At 70.8% G+C, this 11,653-nt stretch carries 9 protein-coding genes and 2 riboswitches; of the genes, 3 read left to right on the top strand and 6 right to left on the bottom strand.

What is annotated here, in order from left to right; genetic code table 11:
• Positions 1 to 18 precede the first annotated feature (18 nt).
• The 4 genes from F0L68_RS23785 to F0L68_RS23770 form a co-directional block, all read right to left on the bottom strand.
• Positions 19 to 627, bottom strand: coding sequence for a malonic semialdehyde reductase (locus F0L68_RS23785; protein ID WP_149851883.1), 609 nt, complete (start codon positions 625 to 627; stop codon positions 19 to 21).
• Between the two features lie 108 nt (positions 628 to 735).
• The gene (gene glyA / locus F0L68_RS23780) at positions 736 to 2,001 is read right to left on the bottom strand and encodes a serine hydroxymethyltransferase (protein WP_149851881.1); all 1,266 of its coding nucleotides are present in this window, start codon (positions 1,999 to 2,001) and stop codon (positions 736 to 738) included.
• 34 nt (positions 2,002 to 2,035) lie between these two features.
• Entirely contained in the window at positions 2,036 to 3,145 is a 1,110-nt protein-coding gene (gene gcvT, locus F0L68_RS23775; protein WP_149851880.1) for a glycine cleavage system aminomethyltransferase GcvT, read from the bottom strand.
• A 176-nt stretch (positions 3,146 to 3,321) separates the two neighbouring features.
• A riboswitch (glycine riboswitch) is annotated at positions 3,322 to 3,415 on the bottom strand.
• 1 nt (position 3,416) lies between these two features.
• Positions 3,417 to 3,507: riboswitch (glycine riboswitch) on the bottom strand.
• Between the two features lie 54 nt (positions 3,508 to 3,561).
• Positions 3,562 to 4,836, bottom strand: coding sequence for a glycosyltransferase (locus F0L68_RS23770; protein ID WP_223199065.1), 1,275 nt, complete (start codon positions 4,834 to 4,836; stop codon positions 3,562 to 3,564).
• A 583-nt stretch (positions 4,837 to 5,419) separates the two neighbouring features.
• Here F0L68_RS23770 and wecB point away from each other — a divergent pair.
• The 3 genes from wecB (at position 5,420) to F0L68_RS23755 (ending at position 9,086) form a co-directional block, all read left to right on the top strand.
• Positions 5,420 to 6,622 carry a non-hydrolyzing UDP-N-acetylglucosamine 2-epimerase gene (gene wecB, locus F0L68_RS23765; protein ID WP_149851878.1) on the top strand — a complete coding sequence of 401 codons (1,203 nt, stop codon included), beginning with the start codon at positions 5,420 to 5,422 and terminating at the stop codon, positions 6,620 to 6,622.
• The gene (locus F0L68_RS23760; protein ID WP_149851876.1) at positions 6,589 to 8,400 is read left to right on the top strand and encodes a DUF2334 domain-containing protein; all 1,812 of its coding nucleotides are present in this window, start codon (positions 6,589 to 6,591) and stop codon (positions 8,398 to 8,400) included. Before wecB ends, F0L68_RS23760 begins: the two co-directional genes overlap by 34 nt.
• A 62-nt stretch (positions 8,401 to 8,462) precedes the next feature.
• Positions 8,463 to 9,086 carry a hypothetical protein gene (locus F0L68_RS23755; RefSeq protein ID WP_223199064.1) on the top strand — a complete coding sequence of 208 codons (624 nt, stop codon included), beginning with the start codon at positions 8,463 to 8,465 and terminating at the stop codon, positions 9,084 to 9,086.
• Between the two features lie 9 nt (positions 9,087 to 9,095).
• On the opposite strand, the gene F0L68_RS23750 is transcribed toward F0L68_RS23755, so the two are convergent.
• Both F0L68_RS23750 and F0L68_RS23745 read right to left on the bottom strand, forming a co-directional pair.
• Positions 9,096 to 10,691 carry an ABC transporter permease gene (locus tag F0L68_RS23750; protein WP_149851874.1) on the bottom strand — a complete coding sequence of 532 codons (1,596 nt, stop codon included), beginning with the start codon at positions 10,689 to 10,691 and terminating at the stop codon, positions 9,096 to 9,098.
• Complete coding sequence (locus F0L68_RS23745) at positions 10,691 to 11,602, bottom strand: ABC transporter ATP-binding protein (RefSeq protein ID WP_149851872.1); 912 nt, start codon at positions 11,600 to 11,602, stop codon at positions 10,691 to 10,693. Before F0L68_RS23745 ends, F0L68_RS23750 begins: the two co-directional genes overlap by 1 nt.
• Positions 11,603 to 11,653: the final 51 nt, after the last annotated feature.

Raw genomic sequence — 11,653 nt, 5'->3', positions numbered from 1 at the left:
AGGGGCCGCCGCTTCGGGTCAGACGCTGCTGACGACCTCTGCGTAGTCGAGGCGTGGGTTGCGGGGGCGGGAGCCGCCCTCGGCGACGTGGCCGATGTTCACCACGACCAGCGGCTCGATGCCGGTGCCGGCGAAGAACTCCGCGCGCACGCCCTCGGCGTCGAAACCGGCCATCGGGCCCGCGTCCAGGCCCGCGGCGCGGATGCCGAGGATGAAGTAGCCGATCTGGAGGCCGGTGCTCAGCTTGGCGGCGGCGCGGCGGCCGGTCTCGTCGGCGAACTTGTCCTTGGCGTTGGGAACGTGCGGGAACGTCCGGTGCAGGTGGTCGTGGAAGTTGGTGTCGGCGGCCAGGATCGCGGTCAGCGGGGCCTTGAGCGTCTTGGCGCGGTTGGGCTCGGTCATGTGCCGGGACAGCCGCTCGTTGGCCTCGTCGCTGCGCACCAGCAGCACGCGCAGCGGCTGGGTGTTCATCGCGGTCGGCGCCCACTTGACCAGCTCGTAGATGGCGCGGACCTCGTCCTCGGTCACCGGTTCGTCGGTGAACGCGTTGGCCGTGCGGGCCTCGTGGAACAGCAGGTCCTGCGCGTCCTTGGACAGGGCGAGCGCGTCAGTCAGTACGGCGGTCATGAGTTGGTACCTCTTCCGAATCCAGGTTGTCCGAGCGCTTCCCCCACGCACCCGGACAACCTGGTTCAGATTTCAACTATTTCCTCGCCACCCGTGAAGTGAGGGCCTTCACAGCCCCGGGTACAGCGGGTACCTCGCCGCGAGGCCCTCCACCCTGGCGCGCAGCGCGGCCAGGTCGGGCTCCGCGAGCAGGGCCTCGGCGATGATGTCCGCCACCTCGGCGAAGTCGGCCTCGGTGAAGCCCCTGGTGGCCAGCGCGGGCGTGCCGATCCGCAGGCCGGAGGTCACCATCGGCGGGCGCGGGTCGTTCGGCACGGCGTTGCGGTTGACCGTGATGCCCACCTCGTGCAGCCGGTCCTCGGCCTGCTTGCCGTCCAGCTCGGAATCCCGCAGGTCCACCAGCACCAGGTGCACGTCGGTGCCGCCGGTCAGCACCTTGACGCCGGCCTCGGCGCAGTCGGCCTTGGCCAGCCGGTCGGCCAGCAGCCGCGAGCCCGCCAGCGTGCGCCGCTGCCGGTCGGCAAAGTCCGGGCCGGCCGCGTGCTTGAACGCCACGGCCTTGCCCGCGATGACGTGCTCCAGCGGCCCGCCCTGCTGGCCGGGGAACACCGCCGAGTTGACCTTCTTGGCGAGGTCGGCCTCGTTGGTCAGGATCACGCCGCCGCGCGGGCCGCCGAGGGTCTTGTGCGTCGTGGTGGTGGTCACGTGCGCGTGCGGCACCGGGCTCGGGTGCAGCCCGGCGGCGACCAGGCCGGCGAAGTGCGCCATGTCCACCATCAGGTAGGCACCGACCGCGTCGGCGATCCGGCGGAACTCCGCGAAGTCCAGCTGCCTCGGGTAGGCCGACCAGCCCGCCACGATCAGCTTCGGCTGGTGCTCCAGCGCCAGCTTCTCCACCTCGGCCATGTCGACCAGGCCGTCGGAGTCCGCCACGTGGTAGGGCACCACGTTGTAGAGCTTGCCGGAGAAGTTGATCCGCATGCCGTGCGTCAGGTGCCCGCCGTGCGCGAGGTCGAGGCCGAGGATCGTGTCACCCGGCTCGAGCAGCGCGACCATCGCCGCAGCGTTGGCCTGCGCGCCCGAGTGCGGCTGGACGTTCGCGAAGCCTGCGCCGAACAGGTCCTTCACCCGCTGGATCGCGAGCCGCTCGATCACGTCGACGTTCTCGCAGCCGCCGTAGTAGCGCCGCCCCGCGTAGCCCTCGGCGTACTTGTTGGTCAGCACCGAGCCCTGCGCCTGCAACACCGACACCGGAGTGAAGTTCTCCGACGCGATCATCTCAAGGGTGTTCTGCTGCCTGGCCAGCTCGGCGTCGACGGCGTCCGCGACGTCCGGGTCGAACTCCCGCAGCGAGGCGTTGAACAGGTCGGTCATGCTTGTGCTCCCTAGCTCGGTGGTTCGTGGCGGGTTACTGCGGGCGCTTGTAGAAGGGCAGCGCGACGACCTCGACGGGCTCCTGCTTGCCCCGGACGTCCACGGCGAGTTCGGTGCCGGGCGCGGCGTGCGCGCGGCTCACGTAGGCCATCGCGATCGGATAGCCCAGGGTCGGCGACGGCGCGCCGCTGGTGACCTCGCCGACCGTCACACCATCCGCGTCGACCACCTGGTAGCCGTGCCGGGGCGCACGCCGTGCCGAGCTCTTCAGCCCGACCAGGATGCGGTCGATCTCGACGTCGGCGACCTCCTCCAGCGCGGCGCGGCCGACGAAGTCGCCAGGCTTGTCGAGCTTCACGACCCGGCCGAGGTTGGCCGAGTACGGGGTGTGCTCGACGCCGAGTTCGTTGCCGTACAACGGCATGCCGGCCTCGAGGCGCAGCGTGTCGCGGCAGCCGAGGCCGGCCGGGCGCAGGCCGTGCGGTTGTCCTGCGGTCAGCAGCGCCTGCCACACGGCCGGCGCGTCGTCTGGCGCGACGAACAGCTCGAAGCCGTCCTCGCCGGTGTAGCCGGTCCTGGCCAGCAGCGCGGGACGGCCGGCGACCTCGGTCGGGTAGGACGCGTAGTACTTGACCTCGGCCAGGTCGGTCTCGGTGAGGCCGGCGAGGATCGCCACGGACGCGGGGCCCTGCACGGCGATCAGCGCGTAGTCGGCCGAGACGTCGGCGACCTCGGCGTCGAAGTTCGCGGCGCGCTCGGCGATCGCGGGGTACACCACGCCGACGTTCGAGGCGTTGGCCACGACCAGGTACTCCTGCTCGGCGAGGCGGTAGACGATCAGGTCGTCGAGCACGCCGCCGTCCTCTCGGACGATCATGGTGTAGCGGGCGCGGCCCGGCTTGATCGCCGAGATGTGGCCGACCAGCGCGTAGTCCAGCGCCTCGCCGGCCTGCGGGCCGGTGATCCGGATCTCGCCCATGTGGGTGAGGTCGAACAGGCCGGCCGTGTCGCGCACGGCGCGGTGCTCGGCGAGCTCGCTGTCGTAGCGCAGCGGCATCCGCCAGCCGGCGAAGTCGGTGAACATCGCGCCGAGGGACTCGTGTTCGGCGTACAGCGGGGTCCGGCGGCTGGCTGGCGATGACATCTGGGGTGTTCCTCCCTGGTGGCGGCCTGTTTCGGCGGTGTGTGCGAACGTCAACCGGCGGCCGGGCGTCGAGGTACGACGCCGGCCGCCGGCCACGGTTGGTGCGCTGGATGCACACGGACCATCGGAGACTCCTCACATGATGCCGGCAGCGTCACTGCCGGCTGGAGCGAGCCTCCCCCTCTGTCATGAGCCTGAGAGCTTCACCGGCGCGAGACGCGCAGGTTTGCACCGTGGGCGAGGCGCGGGTGCGCCTACTTTCCAGAGTTGCCTTCGCCGGGCGGTAGCTGTGCCTGAGAGATTCCGGGGAGGATTTGCTCCTTCGGCGCCCCATCTGGTGGGGACTCTCCCGCGCGGCATCGACGGCCGTGTTCAGTTAGGTAGTCGGGAACGCTATGCGCTGGTGAGCCGCGGGGTCAACCGGCCGCGGCCGGCGCGGGGTCGGCGACGGCGTCGGGCAGCCGTTCCGTCTTCGCCCAGGACCGCCGGCCGGACAGGTGCCGGCCGAGCGCCACCCAGGACGCGGCCACGCCGACGAGGAGGAAACACGGGTAGAGCAGGCCGACGAGCAGCGCGCGCCACAGCGGCTCGTCGCGGTGCCGCAGCCAGTGCACCAGCCCCCACATCAGGCCGGGCAGCAGCAGGGCGGCGAGCACCAGCACGCCGGCCAGCGGCGCGGACGACCCGACCGCGACGATCCCGCCGAGACTCTGCCCGGTGACCGCGCCGTAGCCGAGCAGCCCGGCCAGCCCGAGCACGGCGAGCGACATCGGCGCCATCAGCCACGGCGTGAGCAGGTAGTACAGGAACTCCAGCAGGGCTATCCCGGAGACGGTGCTCGCGCCGAGAAGCCTCGACACGAACCGCAGGCATTGCAGGTTGCCCTGGCCCCACCTGGCCCGCTGCCGGACGATGCTGCGCAGGTCCACGACGCCCTGCTGGGTGATCGTGGCGTCCTTGGCGTAGCGGATCCGCTCGCCGGCCACGTGCAGGCGGAGCCCGAGTTCGAGGTCCTCGACCAGGCAGGACGACCAGGGCGCGTCGCCGAGGCGCAGCAGGCAGCGCAGCCGGACGAACTGGCCGTTGCCGCCGAGCCCGACGGAGCCGATGGTGTCCCTCACGCCCTGCGCGCCGTCGGCGACGCAGCCGAACTCCAGATCCTGGAGGAAGCCGAACAACCGCTCGCGGTTGTGGATGCGGACCCGGCACTGGACGGCGCCGACGCCGGGGTCGGCGAAGTACCCGGCGATCTCGTGCAGCATGCCGGGCGCGCCCCTGCCGTCGCCGTCGATGACGCCGACGACGCAGGAGTCGGCGGTGCCGGACTGGACCGCGCGATCCCGGATGTACCGGTAGGCCTCGTTGAGCGCCTCGCCCTTGCCCTTGCGCGCGTCCGGCGGCTGCCTGCGCAGCACGTGCAGCCTCGGCCGTTCCAGCGCCTCGAGGACCCGCAGCGTGCCGTCGTCGGACCCGTCGTCCACCACGAGCACCCTGACCGGGGTGAACGGGGTGTGCAGCAGGAGCGCGGCGCGGACGGTCGCGGCCACCACGCGTTCCTCGTTGAGGGCCGGGATCACGATCCAGAACTGGAGCGTCGGGACCGGTCCGCGCGGGGCGCGGCGGGGACGCCACGAGGCGAACAGCGCGAGACCAAGGTTGTAGGCGGGCCAGGCGACCAACAACACGATCATCAGTCCAGCCAATTCGGAACTACCGCGCATCACGCCCACCGCCCCCAAACCAGGACCTACTCGCCAGGAACATGCGGCGAAGCGTCAGCAGAATTGCCACGGCGGCGACTGTCTGAATACAGAGCGCAGTCAGCCCTCCGGTCGACGAAGAAAGGTCAACCATGCCCATCCCGATGGGCGTCAAGGTCGGTCGGCACGCATACATCACGACTCCCTGTAACGCAGATCACGACATTCGCGAATTAGGTGTCGACCGACTTGAACCGTGCAGTCACAAAAGGTAGCTCCTGGTGAGACACACCGTCAACCCAACCACCGGAAGGTAGGAGACCAGTTACACAGCGCGCTCCACGGATATTTGATCTCCATTCGCGACGCGTGCCGAACTCTTCCTTCAGGAAAGCTTCAGTATCGACATCCACGGGCCTGAAGAGCAGTTCGAGATATCTGAACAACAGTCACGTGTGACGCTCCGTAATGGGCCTCGCGTGATTTTGGAACACGCGCGAGAAATGAGGTCCCCGTGCGCTACAAGAATGATGCCAAAAAGAGGGTCAGCGGCACCTCTCCTGAAGTTTTCCTGATGGTCGGCACCCGGCCGGAGGCCGTGAAGCTCGCCCCGGTCGCCGCGGCCATGTCCTCGGCGGGCCGGCTGCGCCCCCTGCTCGTGGCGACCGGCCAGCACCCGGTGATGGTCGAGCAGTCCCTGGCCGAGTTCGGCCTGTGCCCCGACGTGACGCTCTCCCTCGACCGGGTCAGCGGGCGACAGGCCGAGCTGACGGCCCAACTGGTCGCCGGGCTCGACCCGCTGTTCGACCAGCGCCACCCCGCCGCCGTGGTGGTGCAGGGCGACACGACCACCACGCTCGTCAGCGCCCTGACCGGCTACTGGCACCAGGTTCCCGTGGTGCACCTCGAGGCCGGGCTGCGCTCGCACGACCTCGCCTCGCCGTTCCCCGAGGAGGGCAACCGGCGGATGGTCGGGCAGATCGCCTCGCTGCACCTCGCACCGACCTGGGCGGCGGCCGACAACCTGGTGTCGGAGGCCGTCCGCGCACGCAGCGTGCTCACCATCGGCAACACGGTGGTCGACGCGGTGCTGGACATCGCAGGCCGGACCCAGGACTTCGAGGACACCTGCCTGCGCGACGTCGAGGCAGGTGTCCGCGCCGGACGGTCCCGGCTCGTGCTCGTCACCGCGCACCGCAGGGAGTCCTGGGGCGAACCGCTGGAGCGGGTGCTGCGGGCGGTCGCCGAACTCGTGCTGAACCACCCGGACGTCGAGGTCGTGCTGCCCGCGCACCCGAACCCGGCGGTCCGGGCGCAGGTGATCGACGTCCTCGGCCGGCTCGCACGGGTGACCATCACCGAGCCGCTGCCCTACGGCCAGTTGGCCAGGCTGCTGTCGATGGCCACGCTCGTGCTGTCGGACTCCGGCGGCATCCAGGAGGAGGCGCCCAGTTTCGGCGTGCCGGTCCTGGTGCTGCGCGAGGTCACCGAGCGGACCGAGGCGGTGTTGGCCGGCTGCGCCAGGCTTGTCGGCACGGATCGGGTGGAGATCGTCAAGGTGGCCACCGAGCTGCTGCGCGACGACGCGACGAGGAGGGCCATGGCCGACATCGCCAACCCGTTCGGGGACGGGATGGCGGCCGGCCGCACCGAGCAGGCGGTCGCCTGGCTGCTCGGGCTGCAACAGCAACGCCCGACCGAGTTTCATTCGGCCGGCCACGCAGGACGCACAGGAGGTTCGTCATGGGTTGGCTCGCGCACCGATCAGGACGGTTGAGCACCGCCGCGCTCGTCGGCGTCTCGACGCTGTTGGTCACCACCGTCGGCGCGGGCGCCGCGCCGCACCACGCGCCACCGGCCGGCGTCCCCTCGGCGTCGACGGCGCGGCAGCCCGCCCTCACGCGGCAGCTGCCCGCGCCGCCCCCGCCACCGGTGCGCAAGCCGACGGCGAACCCGCGCGTGGTGAAGCGCACCGATGCGCCCGCGCCGCTGCCGAGCCTCGCCCAGCTCAGGTCGACGAGCACGGTGCCAAGCGCCGCCGGCAGCAACGCGGCGCCCGGTGCGTCGGCCGCCCAGCGGACCCTCGTGCTCTACGACACCACCGGACAGTGGGGTTGGCTCGGCGAGGCGTACGCCGTGGAGGCGGCCAACCTCGTCTCGCACGGCAGCGCGTACGTGCTGCACCCGGTGGCCACCTACACGGCAGGCGAACTGGCCAACTACACGGGCGCGGTCTACGTGGGATCCACCTACGACGAGCCGCTGCCCCTGGCCTTCCTCGACGACGTGCTGTCGGGCAGCCGCCCGGTGCTGTGGATGAACGACAACATCTGGCAGCTCACCCAGCGGGCCGCCAACTTCAGCACGCAGTACGGCTGGAACTGGGTGCAGTTCGACTTCGGCAACTCAACCACCGTCACCTACAACAACGTTGCCCTGCAAAGGGATCCGCTCGCCGCGCCGTCCGGCCTGTTGCAGACGCAGGTCGTCGACGCGACCAGGGCGACCGTGCTGGCCACCGCGAGCGGCGGTTCCGGCGGCACGATGCCGTGGGCGATCCGGGGCGGGAACCTCACCTATGTCGGGGAGATTCCGTTCAGCTACGTCGGCCCGAGCGACCGGTACTTCGCCGCAGCCGACCTGACCAGCCAACTCGCCAATCCCGCCACCCCGAGCAGGAAGCGCGCCCTGGTGCGGATCGAGGACGTCGGCGCGGACGCCGACCCCGCCGACCTGCGTGCGGTCGCGGACTACCTTTACTCGCAACGGGTTCCGTTCACCGTCGCGGTGATCTCGCAGTACCTCGACCCCAACGGCGTGAACAACAACGGCGTGCCGGTGAGCACGTCCCTCGCCCAGGCTCCCGACGTGGCCAGCGCGCTCAGGTACATGCGCGCCAGGGGCGGCACGCTGCTGATGCACGGCTACACCCACCAGTACTCCAACGTCGCCAACCCCTACGACGCGGTGAGCGCCGACGACTTCGAGTTCTACCTGGCGCACATCGACGACGCGAACAACGTGATCTACGACGGTCCCGTGCCGGAGGACTCGGCGAGCTGGGCACAGAACAGGGTCAACAGCAGCAAGCTGAACTTCCTCATGGCGGGGCTGCCGGCGGCGACGATCTTCGAGCCGCCGCACTACGCGGCCTCGGCCGTCGACTACACCGTGTTCGCCGCGAACTTCGGCGTCCGGTACGACCGAGGGCTGTACTTCGGCGGTTGGTGCCCAGCAGGCGCCTGCGGCACGGGGACTCCCAACTACGCCGAGATCTACGGGCAGTACTTCCCTTACCTGGTAAGGGACATCTACGGTTCCGCCGTGGTGCCAGAGGACCTCGGCAACGTCGAGCCCGAGCCGTTCAACAACCATCCGCCAAGGCTGCCTGCCGACATCCTGGCCAGCGCGGCGGCAGCGGCCGTGGTGCGGGACGGCGTGCAGAGTTTCTTCTACCACCCCTACCTGGGTACGGCCTACCTTCAGCAGATCGTGACCGGCATCAAGGGCATGGGCTACCAGTTCGTGTCCGCGGCCACCGTCGCGGCCGGCTGACCGCGACCGGGGGAGCGGAGCCGTCGCCCGCTCCCCCGGTCACCCCCTTCAAGGAGGCCACCATGTCGCGTCCAGCCTCGCTAATCGGTGTCACGTTGCTCGCCCTGCTCGCCTCTGCCTGCCCGGCTGCGGCCGCCCTCGACTCGCCGGGCTGGACCGTCACCGTCTACTACACGGCGGTCGAGTCGCTGCACCACGAGCCGCCGACACCGGTGCGCGGTTGCCCGAACCTGTCGTGCGACAACGGAAACGACGATCTCGGCAGCTATCCGGCGGACTTCGTGCAGGCCGTGGTCGACGAGGGCGCCGGCCGCACCACCGCAGGCCAGTACCTGAACTGGTCGGACGACACCGGTTTCTGGCTGGACACCGCGCCGAGGGACGCGAACGGACGGCCGCTCGCGCCGTTCCGCTCGGCCGCGGCGGACGGCCTCGCGGACGGCACGTGGGTCACGCTGGTGGACTGCGGCCTCCAGGACGACGGCACCGAGGTGCCCGCCGAGGTGTGCCAGCAGCTGCGCGCCCCGACCTGGCAGATCAGGGACGCCTTCACGCCGGGACTGGGCGGCGACAAGCACATCGACCTCTACCTCGGCGAGGAAACTGGCCCCGACTTCATCGACAGTCCGCTGTACACCACCCTCGTCGGGGCCGTGGTCCGCGTCCCCGCACCCGGGCCGTCCTGACGGTAGGTGTCAGCCGATGTCGCGGCGGCGGAAGGCGGCCAGCCCCGCCGAGGTGAACACCGCAGCGACCACCGCCAGCCACACCAACGGTGTCGCGCTGAACGCCGTCCCCGGCAGCTTGGGCACGTGGGTGAACGGCGAGACGTCCATGACCCACTGGTCCAGTTTCAGCAGCGGGCCGAGCAGCTCGAGCACCAGGAACGCCACCAGCGCCGCCCAGCCGGCCATGATCGCGCGGGGGGCCAGCCCGAACGCGGCCACCACGACCGCGGTGACCACCCAGATCGCAGGCAGGTACGCGAGCGCCGCGCCGAGCACCCGGCCGACCTGCCCGAGATCGTCGACCGCCGCGCCGTAGCTCAGTCCGGCCGCGACACCGGTGGCGGCCACCAGAACACCCGTGCCCAGCAACGACATCACGATGTGGCCGGCGGCCCACCTGATCCGCCCCGTCGCCGTGGCCAACAGCGGTTCGACCCGTTGGGCGGTCTCCTCCGCGCGCAGCCGCATGGCCGCCTGCACCGCGTACACCGAGGCGATCAGCCCGGTGATGCCCAGTTCGGCGGCGAGGAAGGAGTCCGTGAGGCCCTTCTCGCCACCCAGCCTGACGATCATCTCCCTGGCCTGCGGGCTGCTCAGCATGGAACCCACGTTGGTGGCGATGCTGCCGAGCACCGCGCCGAGCACGACGAACCCGGCCAGCCAGCCGAACAGCGCGGTGCGGTGCAGGCGCCAGGCCAACGCGAACGGGCTGCGCAGCAGCGCGCTTGCTGAGGCGGGGCCCGGTCGGTCCGGCAGCAGCCCCGCGTCGATGTCCCGGCGCGCGACCAGCGCGTACGCGCCGCCGATCGCGAGGACCGCGAACCCGGCCAGCAGCAGCAGAACCCAGAACCGGTCGCCGGCGAACGGCCGAAGCTGTTGCGCCCAGCCGATCGGGGACAGCCAGGACACCCAGGTCGGACCGTTCGGTCCGGCGGAGTCGCCGACCGCGCGCAGCAGGTAGGCCAGGCCCAACACGGCCGAGGAGAGCGCGTTCGCGGCCCTGGCGCTGGAGGTGAGCTGGGCGGCGACGGCGCCGACGGCCGCGAAGGCGAGCCCGGCGCCCGCCCACGCCAGCCCGAACGCGACCGCGCCGGTGGCCGGCAGCCCGGCGCCGATCTGGCCGAGCGCGGTGAGCAGCCCGAGCACGAGGTTCGTGCCGGCGGCCACGATCAGCGCGGCGGTCAGCGGCGCGCGCCGGCCGACCACGGTGGCGCCCAACAGTTCCAGCCGACCGGACTCCTCCTCCGCCCTGGTGTGCCGGACCACGACGATGTAGCCGAGCACCGCGACCAGCGCCGCGCCGAGCGCGCTCAGCTTCAGCATGGCCAGGGCGCCCAACGAGGTCGGGTCGTAGATCCTGCCGTAGAGGGCGACCAGCGCGGGGGTGCTGTTGAAGGTGCCGGCGGCCTCGACGCGCGAGGAGATCGTGGGATACAGCCCGACCGTCGCGGACGCGGAGCTCGACGCCGTCAGGACGAAGAGCACGATCCACACGGGCAGCATGATCCGGTCGCGGCGCAGCGCGAGGCGCACCAGCGATCCGGTGCCGACGAAAGTTCCCATCACGCCACCACCGCGTGCTTGCCGGTCAGCTCGTCCTCGTAGTGGCGCAGGAACAGCTCCTCCAGCGTGGGCGGCTGGCTGGTGAGGCTGCGCACGCCTGCTTCGGTGAGGTGGCGGAGCACGGCGTCGAGCTTGTCGGTGTCCACCTCGCAGCGCACCCGCGTGCCCCGCACGTCGAGGTCGTGCACGCCGGGCAGGTCGGCGAGGCCGGAGGGTGGGGTGGCCAGCTCGGCCGAGATCGACGTCCTGGTGAGGTGGCGCAGTTCGGCGAGAGTGCCGGTCTCCACGGCCCTGCCCTTGCGGATGATCGTGACGCGGTCGCACAGGGTCTCGACCTCGGCGAGGATGTGGCTGGACAGCAGGACCGTGCGTCCGGCGCGCTTCTCCTCCTCGATGCACTCGCGGAAGACCGCCTCCATCAACGGGTCCAGCCCGGAGGTCGGCTCGTCGAGGATGAGCAGTTCGACGTCGGAGGCGAGCGCGGCGACCAGCGCGACCTTCTGCCGGTTGCCCTTGGAGTAGGCGCGGCCCTTCTTGGTCGGGTCGAGGTCGAACCGTTCGAGGAGCGCGGCGCGGCGCTTCGGGTCGAGGCCGCCGCGCAGCCGGCCGAGGAGGTCGATCACCTCGCCGCCGGACAGGTTCGGCCAGAGGGTGACGTCGCCGGGCACGTAGGCGAGCCTGCTGTGCAGCGCGGCGACGTCCCGCCATGGGTCGCCGTCGAGCAGGGTGGCCTCGCCGGCGTCGGCGCGCAGGAGGCCGAGCAGCACGCGGATGGTGGTGGACTTGCCGGCGCCGTTGGGGCCGAGGAAGCCGTGCACCTCGCCGGTGCTGACGGTCAGGTCGAGACCGTCCAACGCGTGGGTCCGGCCGAAGGACTTGTGCAGGCCGGACACCGAGATAGCGGTTGTCATGGATCGCAAGCTACACTTGTTTCACAACTTCGTGAAGTTGGTGAAGCGTAT

Source organism: Solihabitans fulvus, from assembly GCF_008386585.1.
In the GTDB taxonomy this organism is placed as follows: Bacteria; Actinomycetota; Actinomycetes; order Mycobacteriales; family Pseudonocardiaceae; genus Solihabitans; species Solihabitans fulvus.
The sequence above is the reverse complement of the archived record's forward strand: the minus strand, read 5'-3'. Positions and strand labels throughout refer to the sequence as shown.

What these genes read in the sequence shown, in the direction of transcription:
- F0L68_RS23755 (WP_223199064.1), top strand. Translation starts at nt 8,463, where the DNA reads ATGTCGCGTCCAGCCTCGCTAATCGGTGTCACGTTGCTCGCCCTGCTC.
- F0L68_RS23770 (WP_223199065.1), bottom strand. Translation starts at nt 4,836, where the DNA reads ATGATCGTGTTGTTGGTCGCCTGGCCCGCCTACAACCTTGGTCTCGCG.
- gcvT (WP_149851880.1), bottom strand. Translation starts at nt 3,145, where the DNA reads ATGTCATCGCCAGCCAGCCGCCGGACCCCGCTGTACGCCGAACACGAG.
- wecB (WP_149851878.1), top strand. Translation starts at nt 5,420, where the DNA reads ATGGTCGGCACCCGGCCGGAGGCCGTGAAGCTCGCCCCGGTCGCCGCG.
- F0L68_RS23750 (WP_149851874.1), bottom strand. Translation starts at nt 10,691, where the DNA reads ATGGGAACTTTCGTCGGCACCGGATCGCTGGTGCGCCTCGCGCTGCGC.
- F0L68_RS23785 (WP_149851883.1), bottom strand. Translation starts at nt 627, where the DNA reads ATGACCGCCGTACTGACTGACGCGCTCGCCCTGTCCAAGGACGCGCAG.
- F0L68_RS23760 (WP_149851876.1), top strand. Translation starts at nt 6,589, where the DNA reads ATGGGTTGGCTCGCGCACCGATCAGGACGGTTGAGCACCGCCGCGCTC.
- glyA (WP_149851881.1), bottom strand. Translation starts at nt 2,001, where the DNA reads ATGACCGACCTGTTCAACGCCTCGCTGCGGGAGTTCGACCCGGACGTC.
- F0L68_RS23745 (WP_149851872.1), bottom strand. Translation starts at nt 11,602, where the DNA reads ATGACAACCGCTATCTCGGTGTCCGGCCTGCACAAGTCCTTCGGCCGG.